This is a genomic window from Leeuwenhoekiella palythoae (assembly GCF_020310025.1).
Classification (GTDB): domain Bacteria; phylum Bacteroidota; class Bacteroidia; order Flavobacteriales; family Flavobacteriaceae; genus Leeuwenhoekiella; species Leeuwenhoekiella palythoae.
Map to the genome: position 1 here is coordinate 695,190 of NZ_CP084318.1, position 23,015 is coordinate 718,204.

20 protein-coding genes are annotated in these 23,015 nt (G+C 38.4%); all 20 read right to left on the bottom strand.

Going from position 1 to position 23,015, the window contains the following annotated elements; all coding sequences use genetic code 11:
* Nucleotides 1–81 precede the first annotated feature (81 nt).
* Nucleotides 82–2,457: a GumC family protein gene (locus LDL79_RS02755; RefSeq protein ID WP_167597769.1), complete on the bottom strand. Its 2,376-nt coding sequence runs from the start codon at nt 2,455–2,457 to the stop codon at nt 82–84.
* Between the two features lie 43 nt (nt 2,458–2,500).
* On the bottom strand, nt 2,501–3,298 hold the full coding sequence (locus LDL79_RS02760; RefSeq protein WP_167597770.1) for a polysaccharide biosynthesis/export family protein: 798 nt from the start codon (nt 3,296–3,298) through the stop codon (nt 2,501–2,503).
* A gap of 57 nt (nt 3,299–3,355) precedes the next feature.
* Nucleotides 3,356–4,702 (bottom strand): exopolysaccharide biosynthesis polyprenyl glycosylphosphotransferase, encoded by a 1,347-nt coding sequence (locus tag LDL79_RS02765; RefSeq protein ID WP_225599085.1) that lies wholly within the window; start codon nt 4,700–4,702, stop codon nt 3,356–3,358.
* A gap of 82 nt (nt 4,703–4,784) precedes the next feature.
* On the bottom strand, nt 4,785–5,741 hold the full coding sequence (locus LDL79_RS02770; RefSeq protein WP_167598888.1) for a UDP-glucuronic acid decarboxylase family protein: 957 nt from the start codon (nt 5,739–5,741) through the stop codon (nt 4,785–4,787).
* Nucleotides 5,742–5,750: 9 nt separating this feature from the next.
* Entirely contained in the window at nt 5,751–6,236 is a 486-nt protein-coding gene (locus LDL79_RS02775; protein ID WP_167597772.1) for a glycosyltransferase, read from the bottom strand.
* The gene (locus LDL79_RS02780) at nt 6,233–6,691 is read right to left on the bottom strand and encodes a glycosyltransferase family 28 protein (RefSeq protein ID WP_167597773.1); all 459 of its coding nucleotides are present in this window, start codon (nt 6,689–6,691) and stop codon (nt 6,233–6,235) included. Before LDL79_RS02780 ends, LDL79_RS02775 begins: the two co-directional genes overlap by 4 nt.
* Nucleotides 6,688–7,776, bottom strand: a complete 1,089-nt coding sequence (locus LDL79_RS02785; RefSeq protein ID WP_167597774.1) for a glycosyltransferase family 4 protein — start codon at nt 7,774–7,776, stop codon at nt 6,688–6,690. Before LDL79_RS02785 ends, LDL79_RS02780 begins: the two co-directional genes overlap by 4 nt.
* 2 nt (nt 7,777–7,778) lie before the next feature.
* Nucleotides 7,779–8,258, bottom strand: a complete 480-nt coding sequence (locus LDL79_RS02790; protein WP_167597775.1) for a serine O-acetyltransferase — start codon at nt 8,256–8,258, stop codon at nt 7,779–7,781.
* Nucleotides 8,239–9,291: a hypothetical protein gene (locus LDL79_RS02795; RefSeq protein WP_167597776.1), complete on the bottom strand. Its 1,053-nt coding sequence runs from the start codon at nt 9,289–9,291 to the stop codon at nt 8,239–8,241. The genes LDL79_RS02790 and LDL79_RS02795 overlap by 20 nt, the downstream gene beginning before the upstream one ends.
* Before the next feature lie 415 nt (nt 9,292–9,706).
* Complete coding sequence (locus tag LDL79_RS02800) at nt 9,707–10,630, bottom strand: glycosyltransferase family 2 protein (RefSeq protein ID WP_167597777.1); 924 nt, start codon at nt 10,628–10,630, stop codon at nt 9,707–9,709.
* A 48-nt stretch (nt 10,631–10,678) separates the two neighbouring features.
* Nucleotides 10,679–11,554, bottom strand: a complete 876-nt coding sequence (locus LDL79_RS02805) for a glycosyltransferase family 2 protein (protein ID WP_167597778.1) — start codon at nt 11,552–11,554, stop codon at nt 10,679–10,681.
* An 11-nt stretch (nt 11,555–11,565) separates the two neighbouring features.
* Nucleotides 11,566–12,744 carry a polysaccharide pyruvyl transferase family protein gene (locus tag LDL79_RS02810; protein ID WP_167597779.1) on the bottom strand — a complete coding sequence of 393 codons (1,179 nt, stop codon included), beginning with the start codon at nt 12,742–12,744 and terminating at the stop codon, nt 11,566–11,568.
* Entirely contained in the window at nt 12,744–14,270 is a 1,527-nt protein-coding gene (locus LDL79_RS02815; RefSeq protein WP_167597780.1) for an oligosaccharide flippase family protein, read from the bottom strand. The genes LDL79_RS02810 and LDL79_RS02815 overlap by 1 nt, the downstream gene beginning before the upstream one ends.
* Before the next feature lie 16 nt (nt 14,271–14,286).
* Nucleotides 14,287–14,817 (bottom strand): dTDP-4-dehydrorhamnose 3,5-epimerase, encoded by a 531-nt coding sequence (rfbC, locus tag LDL79_RS02820; protein WP_225599086.1) that lies wholly within the window; start codon nt 14,815–14,817, stop codon nt 14,287–14,289.
* 5 nt (nt 14,818–14,822) lie between these two features.
* Nucleotides 14,823–15,710, bottom strand: coding sequence for a glucose-1-phosphate thymidylyltransferase RfbA (rfbA, locus tag LDL79_RS02825; RefSeq protein WP_167597782.1), 888 nt, complete (start codon nt 15,708–15,710; stop codon nt 14,823–14,825).
* A gap of 10 nt (nt 15,711–15,720) precedes the next feature.
* Nucleotides 15,721–16,584, bottom strand: a complete 864-nt coding sequence (gene rfbD, locus LDL79_RS02830; protein ID WP_225599087.1) for a dTDP-4-dehydrorhamnose reductase — start codon at nt 16,582–16,584, stop codon at nt 15,721–15,723.
* 244 nt (nt 16,585–16,828) lie between these two features.
* Complete coding sequence (rfbB, locus tag LDL79_RS02835; protein WP_167598889.1) at nt 16,829–17,878, bottom strand: dTDP-glucose 4,6-dehydratase; 1,050 nt, start codon at nt 17,876–17,878, stop codon at nt 16,829–16,831.
* Nucleotides 17,879–18,744: 866 nt separating this feature from the next.
* Nucleotides 18,745–20,139, bottom strand: a complete 1,395-nt coding sequence (locus LDL79_RS02840; protein ID WP_167597784.1) for a nucleotide sugar dehydrogenase — start codon at nt 20,137–20,139, stop codon at nt 18,745–18,747.
* Between the two features lie 298 nt (nt 20,140–20,437).
* Entirely contained in the window at nt 20,438–21,805 is a 1,368-nt protein-coding gene (locus tag LDL79_RS02845; RefSeq protein ID WP_225599088.1) for a capsule assembly Wzi family protein, read from the bottom strand.
* Nucleotides 21,806–22,129: 324 nt separating this feature from the next.
* Nucleotides 22,130–22,606, bottom strand: a complete 477-nt coding sequence (locus tag LDL79_RS02850; protein ID WP_167597786.1) for a UpxY family transcription antiterminator — start codon at nt 22,604–22,606, stop codon at nt 22,130–22,132.
* Nucleotides 22,607–23,015: the final 409 nt, after the last annotated feature.

Below are 23,015 nucleotides of genomic sequence, written 5' to 3' on the forward strand. Positions count from 1 at the left end.
ACCTATACAGAAAAAGGAAAGGCACTATAAACAGTGCCTTTCCTTTTTCCAAAGATTTAATTATTTGGTAAACGCTAAGATCTAAAATGCTTTCTTAAAACGCTCCCACAAAGAAGCTTTTTCCTGTCCATAAGCATAGCCATATTTATTCCCATATCCAAAATTAGCCGTCTTAACATCATTGATTACAAAACTAATGTCATGCAATTTGCCATCATTCTGAGAATCTATAGCAAATTGCAACAAGCGTTTTTCGGTATATCCGGCTCGGGTTACATAAATGATCAAGTCGGCATACTGACTGATCAAAAACGTATCAGCCACCAACATCGAGGGTGCCGTATCTACGATCACATAATCAAACTGTTCCCGTAATTCGTCTAACATGCTACCAAACTTCTTTTGGCGCAACAATTCCGAAGGGTTAGGCGGTATACTCCCGGATAAGAACAACTTTAAATTCGGGTGGAATTTGGAATCATTGATCAAGGTATCTAAAGCATGATCATCATTCACGAGATAATCACTCACCCCTAAAAAGCTCTTCGATTCGGTATCATAGCGCTGCAGTTGCGGATTCCGTAAGTCAGCCCCAATGATCACCACCTTTTTCCCGGTATTGGCTAAGGTCATGGCTAAGTTGATACTGGTAAAGGTTTTCCCTTCCCCTTTGACTGTGGAGGTGGTATAAATACAATACCCTTTATCTTCGTTTTTTGCATTCACCAATAAATACTGCAGGTTGGTCGTCAAAATCCTAAAAGACTCGGCCAATACCGAACGGTCATTCTCTTCGATCAGATCACTTTCGCCTTTAGTAATTCGCGGTAATTCTCCAATGATTGGAATGCTTTTAGTAAGCTTTTCAATATCCTCCCGTCGTTCAATTTTATTATTGAGTAAACGTCGAATATAAAGGAAAATAAAAGGTACAGTGATACCTAATAAAAAAGCACCTACTAAAATTATTTTTGGTTTGGGCGATACAGGTGAATTCTGCGTATACGCGTGATCAACAATTTTGGCTTTGGGTGAAGTTGCCGCTAACGACAAAGAATTTTCCTCCCGCTTTTGTAATAAAAATAAATAAAGCGCCTCTTTAATATTCTGTTGTCGTGAAATATCTCTAAATCTGCGCTCTTTAGAAGGTACGTTTGAAATTTCAGATCCAATGATTCCAGTTTGTCGCCTAAGGCTGTTTAAGGTTAATTCAATATTGGATTTGGACTGTCTCAAGCTTGAAAGAATAATATCTTTAAGCTGTTTGATTTGCTCGTTTAATCGAACAACCGTAGGATTCTGTTCAGTAGCACCGCTAAGTATTCGATTGCGCTGCAAGATCAAATCATTGTAATTCTGTATCTGAGAATTTACAGCTTCACCTTGAAGTCCTAAATTTGCTGGTAAGGAACCTTTATCTCCTGCATTTCCTTCCAAATAAGAGATCATAGATGTTATAAGCGATTGCTGGGTTTGAAGCTCTTCTTCCCTGTTTCTATACTCGCTTGCATTTTCAATTATCATACTAGCTTCAGCCTCAATATCAGTTATATTGTTGGCTTCTTTAAATTCTTCCAAGCCAACTTCAACAGTATCCAACTCCCCACTAATAATCTGTAAACGCTCATCGATAAAGCGTGCCGTGCTCAAAGCTACCTCATTTTTATCTTCAATGGCCTCCTTATTATATTCAAAGATCAATTGATTCAGAATATCCTCTGCTTTTTGTTTCACTGGGCTTTCTAAATTAAACTCAAGCAAAGTAGCCTTATCCTCAATTAACTGAATATCGATAGACTGACGTATTTGATCAGCAACATGATCTATAGGTCTTACCTTAATGAGGACCCTATTTTTAATTATAGTTCCTTTAACCTCTTCTCTATTATCATTGATAACAAAAGAACCAAATGATAAATTAAAAACCTCTCCTATTCTAATTTTCTTATAAGTATTATTCTCCGGAAAATAGAGTTGTAATTCATCTTTAGTTTCTGTTTGCTCTACAGTAAATAAATTCATCTCTGAATTTAAAGCATCTGAAAGGGCATCTTCATCTAATCTTACTATTTGAATTAAAAATGGAGATTGCAGATACAACTCGTCCTCCTTCAATCCATCAACATCATAATATTCAACCTGTGCTTGAAGTGCTTCAATTGTATTAACCATCATACGTCTTGACTTAAGCAAACCAATCTCGTTTTCAATTTTATTGGTTCCCATACCGCCCAAAAGACTCAATTCACTAAAGGCTGCTGCATCTCCTCCAGCTTTTTGCCCATCTTCATCTTTAATTATTACACTTGCCACTGTATTATATACAGGAACACTCAATCTTAGGTATATTAACGCACCTGCTAAGGCAAATAATGCCCCAATTAAAAACCAGGGCCAATACCGTAAATATTTTTCAAGTTCCTCCCTTAAATGGAGTTCTTCGACTTCTTCGTTCATATGGTATAACTTTGTAAATAAAATCTAATGAATTAACGTCTAATTATCTTACAAATAGAACAACAAGCGAAATCAACACCGAAGCTACCGAAATAAATAATCCGCTATTCGGATTTAAACTTCCGGCTTGGCGTTGCGAATCGTTCAATTCTACATATAGCACATCATTTTGTTTTAAATAATAAAATTCAGAATTGACAATATCATTATTTGTAAGATCAAGATAAGCTTTAACAATCCGATCTTTTTCTTCCCGCATAACCAACACATTATCTCGGCGACCATAAATTTGCATATCTCCTGCCAACCCCAAGGCTTTAGGTATAGTAAGGTATTCATTTGTGATTGTATATGTGCCTGGCTGATTTACGGCTCCCAATACCGAAACTTGAAAATTAGATAAACGTACATTAATTATAGGGTCCTTCACATAAACAGCAATCATTTCTTTCAATTTTTGTGCTAGAGCGACTCTAGTCATACCCTGAACTTCGATGGTACCTAAAACAGGAAACTCAATATGACCATCTTTATCTACCAGATAGGTTTGAAGCTGTCCTGCACCTCCAACACGTACATTTCCACCAGTTATATTGCTTGAACCTACTATTGGCGGGTTGAATGGAAGAGCTGCTTCCTGTTCCAGAGCTGATACACTGATGGTAAGTTCATCGTTCGGCTGAATCGTGATATAATCCCTTGAGTTTTGCTCCAATCCTATCTGCGTAGGAATCTCAAGATCATCAGGTTCATAAAAATAGGTAGTGTCTTTACGAGAAACACAGGAACTCAAGCATAATAAGAAAATAATGCTAGCGTAGGTTGTACAATTGAAATTCATGAATAAATTTTGCTCAAAAATAAGATTATCTTTTAAAGGCGGAAGCGCTAAATGGTATTAGTAAGCTTTTTCTTCCCCTTGAATCGCATTCAATACGGTTTTAATAATGATCTTTACATCCAACCACAAACTCCATTTTTCTACATAGAAAATATCCAAACGGGTTCGGTTGATGATATCGGCTTGCTGTATGATCTCCCCGCGATACCCGCGTACTTGCGCCAAACCGGTGATCCCGGGTTTTACAAAGTGGCGTACCAAATATTTATCCACTGAGCTTTGGTATTTTTCGGTATGCACCTCCATATGCGGTCGAGGGCCTACCACACTCATATCCCCCAGCAACACATTAAAAAACTGTGGCAACTCATCAATACTCGTACGTCTTAAGATCCTTCCCAACTTGGTCACCCGTTTATCATTCTTGGTCATCATCTTGGTATCCGCATCCGCCGTTGTGGCCATGGAACGAAATTTATAACACCAGAATACCTTGCGGTTCACCCCGTGCCTACGTTGTTTAAAAAATAAGGGTTCGTTAGAATCAAAGCGTTGCAAAATATAGATCAATGGGCTCAACCATGACAACACCCCTACGATCACCAAGAGGGCAAACACCACATCAAAACTTCGCTTTACGACTTTAGCAATAGGAGTTTCTAGTGGCAGTTCGCGTAAGTTTAATACGGGAACATTATCATAAAGCTCAATAGTCATCGCCCGGGTAAAGATCTCTTTATTATCAGGCACGATCTTCAGCTTGATCAGGTTATTATCGGCATAGGCCATCAAATTAAACAATTGGGGTTGCGACAAACGCGAGGCAATACAAAAGATCTGGTGCACATCTTTTCGCTTAAAATAGGTAAACGCCTCTTCCACTTTTCCTAAATAGGTAGGGCTTTTAGAATGCCCGTTGTCAAAATACCCCAAATACCGATACCCCAAGTCCGGTTCATCAAACACCTTACGGATTTTCTTTAAATTACGGTCGCGGCCGATCACCACCACATTGACCGCATTCCCGCCAACTTCCCGGTATTTACCTCGGGCATAATAAAACAGGATGCGATACAATAGCAAACTTCCAAATAAGCACAGCAGTACATTGCGGTGATAGGCAATAGAATGAAGTGGTGTTTGACTCAGACTAAACCACGCAAAATAGCCCAAAGTAAACAGCAAATACAACTGAATGGGTTTATGAATATTGGTAAAGAAGCGTTCCTTACGTGAAGTTGGATAATAGTCGATCGCATAAGCACTCAACAACCACGTCGCATTAAAAAACAGCATTGAATTAATATCAAAATACAAGTTGGGTATAAACCAAGCAAGCATCCCATTCAACAGGCTTAAATGGATCAAAATACTAATGGGCACCACCAGTGCGGAACGTTTCATACGGCTAGGGATTCAACAGTGATAGGTTAGTTCAACGAATCTAACACAGGCACAAGTTAACTTTTTTTAAATAAGTACGACCTTACTTGATCTTTTTAGAGGACAATTGCTTTTCAAAATAAGCAATGGTATGACTTAAACCTTGCTGTATATCTACTTGCGGCTCCCAACCCTGTAGTAAAGTCTTGGCTTTGGAGATATCGGGCCGACGCTGTTGGGGGTCATCCTGAGGTAAAGGTTGAAACACCAGTTTGGAAGAAGAACCTGTTAGTTTTATAATCTCCTGAGCCAATTGCAACATGGTAAACTCCGCCGGATTCCCCAGGTTCACAGGACCCGTAATCGAGGCGTCGGTTTGCATCAAACCCACCAAACCATCAACCAGATCGTCTACATATTGAAAACTTCGGGTCTGACTTCCGTCGCCAAAAATAGATAATGGTTGCCCGCGCAAAGCTTGCACCACAAAGTTAGACACCACCCGACCGTCATTGATACTCATATGCGGGCCGTAGGTATTAAAAATCCGGGCGATCTTGATCGCAACTCCATTTTGAGTATGATAATCCATAAACAAAGTTTCTGCACAACGCTTGCCTTCGTCATAACAGGAACGCGGTCCTATAGGATTCACATGCCCCCAATAGGTTTCCGGTTGTGGATGCACTGCAGGGTCTCCATACACCTCCGAAGTACTGGCCTGTAAGATCTTTGCCTTAACCCGTTTGGCAAGCCCGAGCATGTTGATTGCTCCCATTACAGAAGTCTTAATGGTTTTGATGGGATTGTACTGGTAATGTACAGGGCTGGCAGGGCAAGCTAAATTGTAAATCTCATCCACCTCTGCATAAAAAGGTTCGGTGATATCATGCCGAATCAATTCAAAATACGGATTGGCCAATAGGTCCACAATATTTTCCTTGCTCCCCGTAAAATAATTATCCAAACAGAGCACTTCGTGACCTTCTTTAAGCAATTGCTTACACAGGTGGGATCCAATAAAACCTGCACCCCCGGTAACTAGAATACGTTTACGTATATCCAAATTTTAATTCAAATTTAAATCTCTTTTTAAAGAGGAAATTAAAGTTTCATCTGCAAAAGGCCGCAATTTACACAGAGGTTGAATGGTTTCTTGATCAAGCAATTTCTCTAAAAGAACACGGAGTTCTTCAATGTTAAATGCCACACGCACATAATTTAACTCATTCATTCTTTTGGCTGTCGCCATCTGATGCTCATTGCGATGCTCTCCTTTGGCTGCCGAACGAGGAATAACGATTAACACCTTTGAAGCGACCAAAGAAGAGATGATTGTTCCCATTCCAGCGTGACCAATAATTAATCGAGCTGTATTAAAATAGCGTTCAAAGAGTTCAGGTTCAATAAATGGAGTTAATTTAATATATTTAGGTTGATACGCTTTAACTGTCGCCTGTACTACAAGCTCTTCATCAATAGTTTGACTCCATTGATCTATAAAAGCAACTAACCTATCAAAGGGTTCTTGCGTCCCGGTAGTTACAAAAATCATAAGTTCTGATCTTTAGACAAGACACTTCCGGCATATTTAATTCTCCCTTGTGCCAAATTAGGCCATTGCGTGTAAACATGACTTACAAATTTACTAGCAATTTTCCCGCTCAAAGAAAGTTGCTCAACATTGGCAACACTATCTACCCAGATTGTTTTTTTTCCTAGTAGTCTGCCGCATAAAAGCGCAAGTAACCCGGGTGCTGCCCCGGTTGATATCAGAACATCCGGCTTTTCCCGTAAGATAATATTAAATAAAACTTTAATGCTTTTTAAAAGGCTTATTGGATTTTTTCTACTTCCATCGGGAATAGTGTAAAATTTAGAATGCGGTACAAAGGAAGCAAAAGATGCTTTGGTAGAGATAAAAACAACTTCACTACCTTCGAATAGTGGTTTTAATCTTAGGAGCTGTACCCAATGTCCTCCTACCGAAGCTATAGCTAAAAACTTCATACCACCCCTAAAATTTTGTTATATATATACTCTAGTTTTGGCATTACTTGTTTGGCGTAATGCGCTTGAACCATCTCTTGTGAAGCTTCACCATAAACTTGAATTAACTGAGGGTTATCTATAAATGTTTTTAAAGAAGCATCAATTTCACGAGTATTACCGGGATTTACCAAAATTCCATTCACTTTTGGTTTTACAATCTCAGGTATCCCACCTGCATAGGTGCTAATTATAGGTTTTGAGTACGACATAGCCTCTAATACCGAAAGCGGCAAGCCTTCATTATAAGAAGGTAAAATATAGATATCTGTTTCTTTTAAAAGCTGTACCTTTTTCACACCTGATACCCAACCTTCAAATTTTACAACTTTTTCAAGATTATTTTCAATTATAAAGGCTTCCAGACGTTCTATTTCTCCATTCCCACCCACAGTTAGTAGAATTTTATCTTGGTAAAAAGATCTATTATCAGCCAAGACTTGCAATAAATCAAAAATTCCTTTGCGCGTACCCACTGCACCTAAAAATAAAACTTTAAGAGGCGATGTAGGAGGCAATGTGTTTAAGGTATGATCTATGGGATCATCAACAATATTTTCAAGCACAAATAACTTTTTAGGGGTAAAGTTTGTTGTAAAAAAATGTTCCCAACTTTTAGAAAGACATATGATGGCAGTAGTATTGTTAAAAAAATCTTTTAGAATCCATCGTATAATACTAGGACTCTGTTTATAAAAAACCTCCATCTCAGATGCATGACAATGAAAAACAACCTTTCTTTTTAATATACGTTGACACAAATTAAATAAAACATATTTGCGAATTACACTTCCTTTTGCGGCACCGTGTATATGCACTATTTGAATTTCAGGGTTTTGTATCAGCCGTTTAGACAATAAATAAGTAGCTTTTAAGAAATTCCAAATAATGGTTATTTTATTTGTTGTAACTCCATAAGTGCAAACATAATTAAAAACCTCAAAATGTTTAGAATAGCGTTCAATCACTCCTCCAATTCCTCCACGATGATCTTTATATTGAGACCCTACAGTAATTACTTGCCGTGCCGTAGTCTGTCGTATCATAGTTATAATCGTTTCAGAATTTTAGCAGGCACCCCACCCACAACACAATTATCAGGCACATCATTTAACACAACAGCTCCTGCCGCAACGATCACATTGTTACCAATATTAACACTTCCGAGTATACAACTATGCGCTCCCATTTCTACATTGTTACCAATATTAGGACTATCTCCACCCTCCTTTGCATTACCTATGGTCACTGTCTGTCTCAATTTAAAACCAGTTCCTATGACCGTATTTTTATTTACTACTATGCCCTGAAGATGATACACAACAAAATCTTTGCCTATGCTGACAGAAGCCGGTACTTCAAAACCTATCAACCATTCAAATAGAGCTTTATAAAAAATAAGATATGGATAAAATAATAGTTTTACAATTTTACCATGATTATAAGCAAAACTAGCTAATCTAAAGCAGAATGTTACAACTTTACCTTTGGTGTTATTAGTATTGGCTTTATAATCTTGAAAAAGCATCACTAAAATGTTTTTCTGTTAATCCCAACCCAATAAAGAAATACATAAAGTGCATAGGCATTGGTGTTTCAAATGTTTGATCTAAAAATGATACCACTATATTAGTTAGAACTGAAAATAAAATAATCTTTGATAAAGTATTATTCTTCAATTGAATCGAATTCTTAATACATTGAAATAAAAATAAAAAGAAAAGAAAAAAACCAACAATCCCGAATTCAACAAATAAAGCGCAAATCGAATTAAATGGATTTCCTAAAACTGCACTTCTAAAATTACTGGACTCTGCATATTCCTCTGTAAAAAGACCACTTATATAGTCTTTTGTAAACCTACTGGAAGAAGGAGGGATAAAACCTGGAAGTTGCACTGTATTGTCCTTTTTATACATGACATCATAAGCCAGTGCATTTGCCGCACGGGTACCATTAGTGCCTGGGCCAGTACCAAAAACATATTGAGTAAAGGGACGAGTATCTAAAGAAAAGGTATACTGGTAATACCTAGACTTCGCGTCATAGCGCCCCGAGATATAATCCCCATATTTTGACTCAACGCGCTGCGTGAAATCTGACACATAATTTAGTGCGAATACACTTAAAGTAGCAGCTGAAACTATAAAAAGCGATTTCGTTATAAGGCTCTTATTGATGAAAAACCGGTTTATCAACCAAGTACATATAGAAACTAAAAGTAGAGCATATAAATGTGTTTTGGAATCATTAAGCACCATCATAACAATAAAAAAAACTAGTATAATGATAATTTTCAAATTACCCCTCTTAAAGTCTATTAAAAATGGAAGAACACTGAAAATCATAAGTATAGATAAATCTGTTGGATCTCCAGTTGTACCAACAACTACATCTCCTAATGTTGGCCTTTTCAGAATTGCTCCTATCCCCGTAGGTATAGCCTGAAGTAACAGAGCAATAATTGCTTGCGCTATTGCGATGTGTAAGATTTGTTGAAATATATATTCCTTTGAATAATTTGTCTTGTTTAATTTACCTAAGAATAATAAAACCCCCATAGGTGACAAAAAGGTGACAAAAAATAGAGGGAAGGAGAGTAAGCTATAATTATAAAACAGCTGTACGATATAAGAAAGAAATAGGTACCCTATAAACAATAACAGTAATCGACTAATTTTTAAGACATAAATATTTTGAAACGTTTTTTTAGTTAGAATAAGGTGTATAACTAAAATTAGGCTATAGGCATAAAAATAGATCTCACTACCTAAACATAAAGAGTACACTCCTGCAATTAAGAAAAAGTTATACTTTTTTTGTGCCAAAAAGTATAAAACACTGGATACAAACAGAGGTAAAATCAGAACGACTTGGTCTACCAAAAAAATAGCCAAGAAGAGAACTAGGTGTATGAATAAGGTCTTTATCTTAACCACGCCAAATTTTATTTATAGTGAATGTAAATTATAATCACTAAGACTTATTTGATGTGGTTTTGGCAAAAATTTCGGTCATATACTTTCTATGCGTGCCAAATGGTTTCTTAAAGGTATAATAGTTCAACAGGTAAGTGAAGCAAGCGATATATTTTTTAGGACTTAACATTTTTACTTTTAATGAGCTTAGAATAAGTTTGAACATCTCATTAGCTTCTCCGTTTAGGGCGTATAAGACAGCCTGAGAACGGTATAAATGTGACTTAAAATAACCTTGTAACGTTAAGTTATCTTCTGTAAGTTTTTCAATTTTTTTCACAAACTTCGTACTCGCCTGTTTGATCTTATTCAAATTCGGAATATTATGACCATCCACATCTACTAGCACCTTGTTCACGTGAGCAAACAGATATTCCTTATAAATACGCGCCATGAGTTCATAATCTTGATAACGAATTAGATCTTCATCCCAAAGACCCACTTTATCAAATACACTCCTTCGTATAAAAAGGGTTGAACTGGCTCCAAAACGATGTTGATGCGTCAAAAAAGCCTCAAACAAATCTCCTTCTTGACCATTTAGAAAAGTATTTTGTTCAACCTTCCAGCCACAATAGCAACCTGCCCAAGTTTCATCTAAAGTTTGCATTCGTTCATATTGCAGGAACAGCTTATCTTTCAACCAAATATCATCATCGTCTAAAAAAGCTATGTACTTACCTTTAGCATTCACTACACCTGTATTACGAGCGCCATTCCCCCCCTTTGTACGTTCATTTTTCAAATATAATACTCGATGATCACCTATTAACGCGATCTCTTGTTCAATATTGAATTCATTTTCTTGATCATCATCTATAACAAGAATTTCAAAATCTTTATAGCTTTGATTTAAAACCGAGAGAATGGCACGCTTTATTTGCGAGGGTCTTTTATAAGTTGGAATAATTACAGATGTCATATGATTTCTATGATTTTCAATATGCCTATACCACGTTGTAAGTAATACCTATATGCCTTGAATTTTATTCTCTTTGCGCCTTTTTAAAATTTTTCTAAAATTGGAAAATATAAAATAGTTAAGACTATAAACTTGCTTCCAGAATGAATAATTCCAGTATTTTCTATATCTAATCAATAGTCTAAAAGAAAAATGTAAAAAACTACCTATACAATGCACTAGACTAAAATTAATATTTGTTAGTATAGCAATTCCTGACCGATACATTTGATTTATTTTTTTTTCAATATCAAATTTTCGATCTTCTCTATCATGATAAGCGACTACATCATTAGCTATACCAATCTTCATATCGTGGTACCTAACTCTATTACAATAATCATTATCTTCCCCGTAATGTGCAAATATAGGATCAAACATTCCTACCTTAGAAATACAATGTCTAGTGATTAACCAGTGCGCAGCCATAACAAAATTTACTGCAACTAATGGTTCTTTGTGTGAAGTAGAATCGATTGTTTCTATAATATTCTTAAAATTATAATCATACTTAGTTCCAATCCCGTTTAATTGAATCGGACTCAAAATTCCATAATCTATATTCCTTTTTGATAATACTATAAGTTCGCGAATGGTTGAAATTTCAACATATGCATCTTGGTTAAGAAGATAAATATACTCAGCCCCACTATTAATTGCATGTGCAATTCCAATATTGTTTGCTTTTCCAAAACCTAGGTTCTCACCAGTACTAAATACTTTCGCTCTTTCATAATTACTTCGGATTATATCTAAAGTGTTGTCATTAGAATCATTATCTATGATAATTACATCAACTGGTATATCTGATTCATAGACACTCTTTAAACAATTATCTATCCATTTAGCACCATTAAAAGTTACAATTATTACACTTACAATCACCTTATACTTCCTTAGTCAATTAAATCGATTATTTGAGATATATGTTGATAATATAAATCCTTCTCTTTATCTGAATGCATTTTAATCTCATCACTAGGTACTTGCAAGCATTTATTAGCATAATCGTAAAAGTTATTACAATCTTGAATTTGATCAAGTCCACTCAATCCCCATGTTTCAACATATCCTTTTAACTTAACTTGAGATTTGTTTAAACCTACATAAGGAACTCCAAAACTCATAGCTGTAATAATACCATGAAGACTGGTACCAATATAAAGTGAAGAATTAGCAATAAGCCACATAATTTCCATTACGCTAGGAAGATCTACTAAATGCACGTTATTAACGTTATTATCATTCAATTTATCATAAATCTCCTTTAAGGGGATGTGATCTTCGTGCCCTCCAGCAGTTCCTATAGGACAAAGAACTATTGATAAAGATTTTACTTTGCTAAGATGTTTTATTTGCGCTACTATATCATCTATAGCATTTTCATGTTTATATTTTGAAACTTGGAGAAATACATAATTACCAAGATTTTTTAAATGCTTTCTAACAACATTTTCAGCAAAAAATTTCTCATTATTATAGACATCTGACATTATTATTGCACTATCCGGGACCAACCTACATTCAACCTGATGTTTTCGTAAGATATCATAACTATAAGTTTCTCTTACTGCTACATAGGTTGATTTTTTTAATCTATTTATAACTTCTAGATTAGGTGACGCTCCCCCAACGGAATTATAAAAAATATTGACCTGATTTGTAAATATAGTCGAATCCAAGACGTATGGGAACTCCCTCTCACTCCCCATTAACTTCATTGCAATTGGTATCCGTCTAAATAACTTTCTAAATAAATCGTATTGCCTAAAAAAATTATATCTCGGCGAAATATATGAATAGAGGTTATCCCATCTTGCAGCTAAACATTCTCCTCCAGCTACAATAACATTGCTAATTTGCGCTTGATTTATTTCTTCATACATTTCTTTAAAATTCCCTGAAAGCACGCCTCCTTTATCTCGTAAATCTGCCTTTACCAATGAATACTTCTTAAATTCTAAATCATTCCTATTACTCACTTTATTGAATGCATATTCAATCATATAAGGAAATAGCAAATCACCATAATTAAATCTATCAAATGGACCGAATACAATTATCTCTTTTTTCATCAAAACAGTTTGGATTTTACTTTGGTAATAATATTATTTAAGATTTTCATTTCATTAGCATTAAGGCCTACAAGATAAATAGTACAGACATTAAATATTAAAGAACATAATACACTGAATATGAAATCGTATTTAAATTCTAATAAATAATATAAAATAGCATTAATCATAACTACAATAGCAACGACATAAACTTCTTTAAGAACAACCACATTTAAATAAACCCTCACAGGTAAATTAAGTTTATAATGGGCAAATAGCACTCTTAAAACACAAGCCAAGAATTCTATAATAATATAACTTAAGATTACAACATATGGTGGTAGTTCAAAAAAATATAAAATAGCGTAAGCAATGGGAAGATTCATGATTAAAGTTCCACCAACAATTATTTGATAAAGCTTTATCTCACCATAAGCTTGCATAGCCGATTGAAGACCTATGGTTAACTGATTCATCATTGCTCCAATTAGAATAAGTTGACAAAAAATAGCCGTATTAGGTGGGACAGTTTTTAACCAAAAAAGCAAAATATCATTAATTTGAAATATTATTGGTAAAGCAAATATGGCTAAAAGATAAAATCCAAATTTACTCGCCATCATGGATAAGCGTAACATTCGTTCTCGGTCACCAGCTCCTTCGCTTTTCATAATTTGCGGATTTAACGCCCGTAACATGGTTCTCGAAAAAAATTGTAATTGAGCATTGATTTGATTCGCAATCCCATAAGCTGCATTGACCACTGTACCAAAAAACAAGTTTAGGATTAAGGCTAACCCTTGATTACGTCCCATTCCACATAGGGCTCCAAATAAATTCCACCCTGCAAAACCCGCCAGTTCCTTTATAAAACCGCGTTCAGGTTTCATCACCCCTTTAAACGTGCATTCAGGGTATTTTTTAAAACAGAATATACTATACAAGCCAAAACTCACCACCACAATACTTGCGGTTAAAATCCCATATACCACCAAGCGGTCGGAACTCAAGGTATATAAAAATAACGCAATACCCAGCTTAAGTAGAGTTTCTACAATATTCACAAAAGCTACCCAGAGCATATTTTCATGAGCTATCAATAAGCCATTAAAAGGCACGGTAATCACCGTAAAAAAAACCGTTACAGCCATATAGTGATAGATAACACGAGCACTATGAATGCGATCTGCAGGAATGTTTAAAAAGCTGTCAAATAAAAACAAACCGGCCAGTTCCAATCCTAGAACTATGAGGATCCCTATGGCTATATGCAAAAAGAAACTATTGGTAAACACTTCCTTTTGCTTTTGAAGATCTTTTCTCCCTTGGTGAAAGGATAAATACCGCTGCGAAGAAGTAGCCATTGCGGTATTTAAAAAAGAAAGCATAACGATAATACCGGCAATCAAATTATAGATCCCATAATCAGTACTTCCTAAGGCATTCAGGACCAAACGTGTGGAGTACAGGGTGATCCCCATAGTCAACAGCATACGTCCATATAGAATTAGGGTATTGGCCGCTACCCGATTGGCTGCATTCAAAATCTAAAGTTACGTTCTAAAAAAAATCTAAAATTTTATCTTTATCAGATACCTCCACCTTGCCTTCTGGAATACCCCATTCAATAGCTAATCTTGGGTCATTATACACAATGCCCCCTTCAGAAGCTTTGTGGTAATAATTATCACATTTATAAGCAAAGACTGCAGTTTTGCTCAATACTGCAAACCCATGACCAAAGCCTCGAGGCACAAAGAGTTGTTTGTGATTCGCTGCGGTAAGCTTTACCGCCACGTGCTGCCCGTAGGTTTCTGAATCTTCACGTAAATCTACAGCAACATCCAGCACTTCTCCCGCCAATACCCGAACGAGTTTGGCTTGGGCGTGTTCGCCCTGTTGAAAATGGATCCCACGGATTACGCCATATTGAGAAAAAGACTGGTTATCCTGTACAAAATTTACGTTTTGCCCTATGAGCTCTTCAAAAGCCTTTTGATTAAAACTTTCAAAAAAATAGCCGCGATCGTCTTTAAAAACCCGCGGCTCTATAATATAGCAGCCCTTTAATGCTGTTTCTGTTGCTTGCATAAATCTTAGCGTTTCTTTTTTTTCGCAGCCAAGCGCAATAGGTATTGGCCGTATTCATTCTTCTTTAAAGATTGTGCCAATTCTTCTAGGCGTTCGCGGCTTAAATAACCCTTTTCAAAAGCGATTTCCTCAAGACAGGCTACTTTTAAGCCTTGTCGCTTTTCTATCGTTTCAATAAAATTAGCGGCTTCAAGCAAAGACTCATGAGTTCCGGTATCTAACCACGCATAACCCCGCCCCATCAATTCTACTTTAAGACTCCCCCCTTCTAAATACGCTTGATTCACACTCGTGATCTCTAACTCCCCGCGCGCACTGGGTTTGATCCCCTTAGCGATCTCAACAACCGAATTGGGGTAAAAATACAAACCTACCACCGCATAATTACTCTTGGGCGCTTGCGGTTTTTCCTCAATAGAGATCACCGTACCTGCCGCGTCAAACTCCGCTACCCCGTAGCGTTCGGGATCTTGCACATAATACCCAAAAACCGTCGCCTTTTGAGCATCGGTAACATTCTTTACCGCTGCGCCGAGCAACTCGGTAAGTCCATGCCCATAAAAAATATTATCACCCAGAATCAAACACACATCATCAGTGCCAATGAATTCCTCCCCGATAATAAAGGCTTGTGCCAGACCGTCAGGGCTTGGCTGCTCGGCATAGCTTAACTGAATCCCAAAATCAGACCCATCGCCTAAAAGCTGCTGAAAATTAGGCAGATCTTGAGGCGTAGAGATGATCAACACCTCTTCGATCCCCGCCAACATCAATACAGACAAGGGATAATAGATCATCGGTTTGTCATAAACCGGCATCAACTGCTTCGAAATTGAACGGGTTAAGGGGTACAATCGGGTACCGGAGCCTCCGGCTAAAATAATTCCTTTCATTATAAATGCTTTAGATAGTACTGAGCTGTTGTAAACAACGTTGCAAACTAACAGTATAGTTAGAAATAGCAACCTTATAATTTTTTTGGATTTTCTCTGTATTCAGTAAAGAGTAGGCAGGTCGCTGTGCAGGAGTTGGGTAGGCCTTGGTAGGAATCCCGTTGAGGTCACATGTTAAACCGGCCAGTTCCTTAATAGCTTGGGCAAATTCAAACCAACTAATTCGACCGCTGTTGGAATAATGATAAATTCCATTTTGCCAATGTTCTGTTGCAATGATTTTTAAGATTACCGCAGCCAGATCTCTTGCATAAGTAGGGCTCCCGATCTGGTCATTTACAATGTTTAAAGAATCGCGCTCCTGCATCAACCGCAGCATGGTTTTCACAAAATTAGATCCAAAAGCCGAATATACCCAAGCGGTACGAATGATGATTATTTCAGGGCAAGCAGCGATCGCAGCCTCCTCCCCGGCGCGCTTGGTACTTCCATACACACTTTGAGGATTGGTATTATCATTTTCTAAATAGGGGATCTCAGATTTCCCATCAAATACATAATCCGTAGAAACATGCAGCAACTTTACTTGATGCTGCGCACTCCACTTTGCTAGTGTAGCTACAGCAAGCTGATTGATTTGTTTTGCTTGTTCAGGTTCTGATTCTGCCTTATCGACTGCGGTATAGGCCGCACAGTTGATGATATAATCAGGTGTGGTTTGATCTAAATAGGCAAGCATAAGTTCATCCTGCTCCAGATCAAAGGTCTTTCGTGTTACAAAATCGAATACCAGATCAGGATAAGACGATGCCAACACCTGCAATTCCTGTCCCAATTGTCCATTAGCGCCGGTTACTAAAATGCGTTTACCCATAAATCATTATCGTATTTTAAAGTATTCTGATTTTTAAATAGATACTAGTTGATACTTCGCGGCTGCCCTCGAAATAATAAACTAAGGTCAGTTCGAGTGACCCCGTTAGTTATCGGGATTTCAGCGCCTTATCGCGATAAAATAATATAGATACCCTTATCGCATTATTAATAGCCCGTAGCTGACACCCTTTTCGGTCCCGAAGCTTCGGGAGCTAAAGGGGTCGGGAATGAGAGGCTCTACCCTACTCCTCGTATTGCTTACTATAATACTCTTGATACGCCCCACTGGTGACGCGAGCCAACCACTCGGGATTATCAAAATACCAATCTATGGTTTGCTTTAACCCTTCTTCAAAAGTTACAGAAGGCTCCCAACCCAATTCATTTTTGATTTTAGTGGCATCAATAGCATACCGTAAATCATGTCCCGGGCGGTCTTTTACAAAGGTGATCAGACGTTCAGAAGTGCCTTCTTCCCTACCGAGCTTTTGATCCATCTGCGTGCAGAGTAATTTGACCAGATCAATATTCTTCCACTCGTTAAAACCACCAATGTTGTAGGTTTCCGCATCAACTCCTTTATGAAATACAAGATCAATGGCACGTGCATGGTCAATTACGTACAACCAATCACGGGTATACTTACCATCTCCATAAACCGGCAAAGGTTTATTATGAATGATGTTGTTCAAAAACAAAGGAATCAGCTTTTCCGGGAAATGGTTGGGACCGTAATTATTAGAACAATTCGTGATCACATAAGGCAAGCCGTAGGTTTCTCCGTAAGCGCGCACAAAATGATCAGAGCTTGCTTTAGAAGCAGAATATGGGGAATTGGGATCGTAGGAGGTGGTTTCGGTAAATAAACCCTCGGTTCCTAAAGCCCCATAAACTTCATCGGTACTCACGTGATAAAAGCGTTTCCCTTCATAAGCACCTTCCCAGATCGCTTTAGCAGCATTTAATAGATTCATCGTTCCTATAACATTCGTTTTAACAAAAGCCAAAGGATCTTTAATAGAACGATCTACGTGTGATTCTGCGGCCAAGTGTACCACCCCATCAAATTTATGTTCGTTGAACAGTGCTTCTACAAAAGCAGCTTCTGTGATATCGCCCTTGATAAAATGATAATTAGCTTGATTTTCGATATCTGCTATATTCTCTAAATTCCCTGCGTAAGTCAAGGCATCCAAGTTGTAGATTTCGTAATTAGGATAATTCAATACAAAGCGGCGTACCACATGCGAACCGATAAACCCGGCTCCGCCGGTAATAAGAATTTTCATAATATGAATAGTTAAAAAAGGCGTTAAGACCTCGTTTAGCACTTATAGTTTAGTTACAGTGTTTTTCATTAATACAGTACCGTTTTTATCATTTTAAAACTTCTTGTCAGTTCGAGCGCAGTCGAGAACTCCAAGCAATACAAATCCCGATTAATCCAATATTGCCTCTAAAAACCGCTTCTCGATACAAATCAAACTCCTTTAACACTCCGCTTAATTCACTTGAAGTGACAAACTAGGTCAGTTCGAGTGATGTTAGAGCGCCCAAGCGCGAAAACATAGTATCGAGAACTCCAGCGCTAATCCTAAATTGAACAGCTTTACTTGTAATCCTTCTCGATACAAACTAAGCTCCTTTATCACTCCACTTGATTCACTCGAAGTGACAAACTAGGTCAGTTCGAGTGATGTTAGAGCGCACAAGCGCGAAAACATAGTATCGAGAACTCCAGCGCTAATCCTAAATTGAACAGCTTTACTTGTAATCCTTCTCGATACAAATTAAACTCCTTTAACACTCCGCTTAATTCATTTGATGTAACAAGTACCAGTTGCACAAAAAGGTACTAAAACTAATGCTATTTAGAAAGCATTTTACGGCCTATAGAAAAGGACTCGTAAAATTTGAAATGAGATCTTCGTGAAATTTCCTTTTGTTTGACCCAGAGGGGAGTTAAGGAAATTTAGAAGGCGAATGATAAATTTAGAGTCGTTTTCTTAAGCCTAGCGTTTTTTGGTTCTTTTTTTGACAATGCAAAAAAGAACAAATGCCTGTTATAATCCTGTCTAAGAAAAGTTCGTAGAGCATGAAAATTCTCAGTTACTTCTCACCATAGCTTACCTAGAGCTTAAAGCCATTGCAAGCCATCTTAACTCCCTATCGCATAAAACTCAAATCCTAGATCCGTCAACACCTCTTTATCCAGCAAGCGGCGTCCATCAAATAAAAATGCCGGTTTAAGCATGTGTGTATAGATCGCTTCCCAATCTAAGGTTTTAAATTCATCCCACTCGGTCATCACGGCGACCGCGTGTGCTTCTGTACACGCAGCTTCTGCGGTATTCACCACAGTGATCAGCTTACGGTTATCTTCTTCGGAACGCGTCCCCAGATAATCCAGATCAGCCAGGATCTGTTCTTGAGTTACCTTAGGATCATACACTACGATCTCCGCTTGCTCATTCAGCAAATAGTCAGCTACATAGATGGCTGCAGATTCACGGGTATCGTTCGTATCTTTTTTAAACGCCCAGCCCAAAAGTGCTATTTTCTTTCCGGAAACCGTATTGAACAAGGTCTTAACGATCTTGGCGGCAAAACGGCGTTTTTGATGATCATTCATCAAAATCACCTGCTCCCAATAATCAGCCACTTCATTCAAACCAAAAGACTTTGCGATATACACCAAATTCAAAATATCCTTTTGAAAACATGAGCCTCCAAAGCCTACAGAAGCTTTTAAGAATTTAGAGCCAATCCGGCTGTCCATCCCAATAGCTTTAGCCACCTCCTGCACATCGGCTTCGGTCACTTCACAAAGTTCAGACATCGCATTGATGCTCGATACCCGTTGTGCCAAAAAGGCATTAGCCGTCAATTTAGAAAGTTCGGAAGACCATACGTTGGTGGTTAAAATATTATCAGGCGTCACCCAATGTGCATACACGTCCACTAAGGCTTGAATGGCTTCACGCCCGCTTTCCGTATCCACATCGCCCCCAATCAACACACGATCGGGCTTATGCAAATCGGTCACCGCGGTACCTTCGGCTAAAAACTCCGGATTTGACAGGATCTGAAAGTTCACGCCATTCCCGGTATTATCCAAAATACGCTTTAAGGCTTCCGCCGTACGTACGGGCAAGGTAGATTTCTCAACAATGATCTTATCGTTCTTCGCTACTCTGGCGATTTGCCGTGCGCACAACTCAATATATTTAAGATCAGCAGCCATGCCTTTACCCATTCCGTAGGTTTTGGTAGGCGTATTGACCGAAATAAAGATCATATCGGCTGCATCGATCGCAGCATCCACATCCGTTGAAAAAAATAGGTTGCGACCTCGCGCCTCAGCCACCACCTCAGAAAGCCCCGGTTCATAGATCGGAATTTGTTCCACATCCGGGTCATTCCAGGCTGCAATACGTTTCTCGTTAATATCTACCACCGTCACGTTTATTTCCGGTGATTTTTGGGCGATGATCGCCATTGTAGGCCCGCCTACATACCCGGCGCCAATACAACAGATGTTTTTAACTTTCATTAGAAGTACATTTTTTTTCATTTCCGCGAAGGCGGAAAACCTTATTTATTTCATTCCCCTGAAGAAGGGAATCTTTAATTTTTAAACTTTATTTTCCATTCCCTTGCAGAAGGGAATCTCGTACTTTAAACTTTATTTGTCTATTTCCGCCCTTCGACTATCGCTCAGAATAAACTCCGGCGGGAAAAAATTATTTTGTCCGTTTCCGCGAAGGCGAAAAAACATTATTTTGACTGTTTCCGCGAAGGCGGAAACCTCACTTATCTTATTTTCTCACCCCCTTATAAAAGGAAATCGTTCACAGTTTAAATCGATACTGATACCCCAAGCCCACACCTAGGGTGTTCTGCGTTCGGTCACTCCAATCGAGGCCTAAAGTTCCGGTAAAAACGCCAAAAGTGGTAGTATAACGCAACTCCCCGTAACTGTAAAGCGCGTGTTCACGGGAGTTGTACGGAAAATTATACGTTCCTAAATTGGTCGCATAACTGATTTTTCCGCGGTACTGCCAATTCCCATAACTTCCGGTTGCTCCTAAGTGCACCACATAACTACGGTCGTTATAATTTTCAGCATCATAAGCTCCCGGTAAAATAAAAGGCAAACCTATCACCCGGCGGTCATACGTCCAGCCCGATCTATAGGTAAAGTTGTAGAAATATCGATCTCCTTCTTTTCCATAAATTCCAGCAACCGGTCGGCCGCTTTGCGATACGGTTTGTACATATTCCAGGTCTATTGCATCCAACCAAGAAATGCCTTCGGGTTCTAAATAAGCCCCCCACACCCCATCGGGAAAATTATTCAACTCGATCCCCGAGGCATCTTCAAAAAGATTTTGATGATAGAGTTTCAGATAGTAGGTTGGGCGAGTAAATTCATACGCGAGTTCATACGAACCCAAACCATTTCCTAAACTGTTGATTTGATCACCTCCACTCGCCTCGGCCCCTCCAGAACTTCCAAAAAAAACACGTACATAATCTGAAAAGGCATCAGGTTGTTCCCCATACACCGGTGAGGTCCCACCGAATTGCACATAATGCTTCATACTTCCACTCAGGCGGTCTCCGGGACTGAATACCAAGGCCAGCTCTAGGCTCTTATGGTGCACTTGCGCATTTCGCACATAACGATCTTCTTCTAAAAAGTAATGCCCAAAGGTTGCCGAGGCCTCCAACCATTTGAATACTTTTAAGGGTTTCAACATACGGATATAGACCCCGGGCAAAGCCCTTGCATTATTACTCCATACAATATCGCCATCTACGCTCGAGATTCCGTTGAGTTTACGCTCCCGGTGTTTTAACCCCGCATTGGCTTCTATCCACTTCCAGGTGTAGGTAGCATAAAGCTCATCGGCCTTAACCCCATCATAGATTCCGTCATTAGCCAAAAGCCCCCCGCCAATTTCAAGACGATTGTTTTCGTTAAAGCGAGTCGCATAGGCCACCTGCGCTAATCCCAAAACACTAGTCTCTGCATCCAGTCGCCCATATTGGTTGCTGTACATCCAGAACGGATTTTCCGATCCGGTTGCCGCAAGTCCACGCCCGCTGATCGACAACTGCAACCCCTCAAGCTCTTGCGCTTGCTCCTGTGCCTGCATAATCGCAAATCCACCAAAAAGGATCAAGACCAACACCAATTTATTCACCCTACCCATGCTCTCGTTTAGAACTACTTCAATTTTTTTATTCAGATATTTCTCTTCTTTAATCTATATTCTTTTCTCTTTAATCTTCTAAGTAGAACACCTCAGACAATCAGAGAAAAAGTCAACCTATAGACAACAAGCTTAACGCTAAAGTTTGATGAATTCCATGGCTCCGCCGCGTCACTCACATTTTTCTAATGAAAAGCAACCTACTTTGACAACAAACTTTATTAAGCAACGCTACCAAGCACTAAAAGCTTTAGCGGTACTCATAAAAAGACCTCCCTAAAAAGGAGGCTATACGCGCTAACGGTTCGCAGCGCTATATCGTATTTAATTGACCAAATCTTTTAAACGGGCCTCCACAATGACACCCAAACTTTTAATGGCCATTTTTAACTTTTTACGTCCCACCTCCTGCACCACACCTTTTTGTCCTTTAAAATGACCACTGGCAATTTTTACTTCGGTTCCGGGCTGGTAGGCGCGTACACGCACCTCAGTCACTGCATCATCAGACAGCCAGTTTTGAATGGCTGCGATCTCTTCATTGCGCACAATGGCGGGCTTCCCTAACCAAAACAAATAACGCACGACTCCATGCACCGCAAACACCTGCTGGCGATCCGTGGAATTTAAACGAACAAAAACATAGGATTTAAAAAGCGGAACACGTATTTTTTTCTTACGATCACTCCAAACACGCACCTCTTCCAGTGTAGGACAAAAGACTTCAACCCCTATTTTTTCAAGCGCCGAAGCCACTTTTTTTTCTGTTTGTGGTTTAACGTATAACACGTACCAATTCATGCAAATCGTTTCTTTTAGCGTTACAAAATTTAGGGGATTTTCTAACATCTAGGTTGGCGAAAATAAGTAAATCTACCAGTTAAACAAGGGTAATTTAGTATTTAATTTTAAACAAAAATTAAGAAAAATCGCTCAAAGTCAGAAGAAAAACGTTATCGACAACAGCTTCAAGGCTTTAAAATTTACGGAATTAACTTTGGTTAAAATTCAAAATACAAAAGTAGAAATACAAAATACAACACCCAGTCATTTCGACCAGCAGGAGAAATCACATCTGCTTGGCAATTCTACATATGCTCTTATCTCCAACTCCTAAAGCAAAAGACAGTCCACGGTGCCGCATTTACTATTTTGAGCTAATAAATCTAAGACCACACCAAATGAGAAATACAGATCAACAGCTGTCAGT

Excerpts from the sequence above, each read along its gene's own strand:
- rfbD (WP_225599087.1), bottom strand. The coding sequence starts at position 16,584 with ATGGGTAAACGCATTTTAGTAACCGGCGCTAATGGACAATTGGGACAG.
- LDL79_RS02850 (WP_167597786.1), bottom strand. The coding sequence starts at position 22,606 with ATGAATTGGTACGTGTTATACGTTAAACCACAAACAGAAAAAAAAGTG.
- LDL79_RS02765 (WP_225599085.1), bottom strand. The coding sequence starts at position 4,702 with ATGAAACGTTCCGCACTGGTGGTGCCCATTAGTATTTTGATCCATTTA.
- LDL79_RS02810 (WP_167597779.1), bottom strand. The coding sequence starts at position 12,744 with ATGAAAAAAGAGATAATTGTATTCGGTCCATTTGATAGATTTAATTAT.
- LDL79_RS02760 (WP_167597770.1), bottom strand. The coding sequence starts at position 3,298 with ATGAATTTCAATTGTACAACCTACGCTAGCATTATTTTCTTATTATGC.
- LDL79_RS02785 (WP_167597774.1), bottom strand. The coding sequence starts at position 7,776 with ATGATACGACAGACTACGGCACGGCAAGTAATTACTGTAGGGTCTCAA.
- rfbC (WP_225599086.1), bottom strand. The coding sequence starts at position 14,817 with ATGCAAGCAACAGAAACAGCATTAAAGGGCTGCTATATTATAGAGCCG.
- LDL79_RS02795 (WP_167597776.1), bottom strand. The coding sequence starts at position 9,291 with ATGGGGGTTTTATTATTCTTAGGTAAATTAAACAAGACAAATTATTCA.
- LDL79_RS02775 (WP_167597772.1), bottom strand. The coding sequence starts at position 6,236 with ATGATTTTTGTAACTACCGGGACGCAAGAACCCTTTGATAGGTTAGTT.
- LDL79_RS02840 (WP_167597784.1), bottom strand. The coding sequence starts at position 20,139 with ATGAAAGTTAAAAACATCTGTTGTATTGGCGCCGGGTATGTAGGCGGG.
- LDL79_RS02755 (WP_167597769.1), bottom strand. The coding sequence starts at position 2,457 with ATGAACGAAGAAGTCGAAGAACTCCATTTAAGGGAGGAACTTGAAAAA.
- LDL79_RS02780 (WP_167597773.1), bottom strand. The coding sequence starts at position 6,691 with ATGAAGTTTTTAGCTATAGCTTCGGTAGGAGGACATTGGGTACAGCTC.
- LDL79_RS02845 (WP_225599088.1), bottom strand. The coding sequence starts at position 21,805 with ATGGGTAGGGTGAATAAATTGGTGTTGGTCTTGATCCTTTTTGGTGGA.
- LDL79_RS02790 (WP_167597775.1), bottom strand. The coding sequence starts at position 8,258 with ATGCTTTTTCAAGATTATAAAGCCAATACTAATAACACCAAAGGTAAA.
- rfbA (WP_167597782.1), bottom strand. The coding sequence starts at position 15,710 with ATGAAAGGAATTATTTTAGCCGGAGGCTCCGGTACCCGATTGTACCCC.
- LDL79_RS02800 (WP_167597777.1), bottom strand. The coding sequence starts at position 10,630 with ATGACATCTGTAATTATTCCAACTTATAAAAGACCCTCGCAAATAAAG.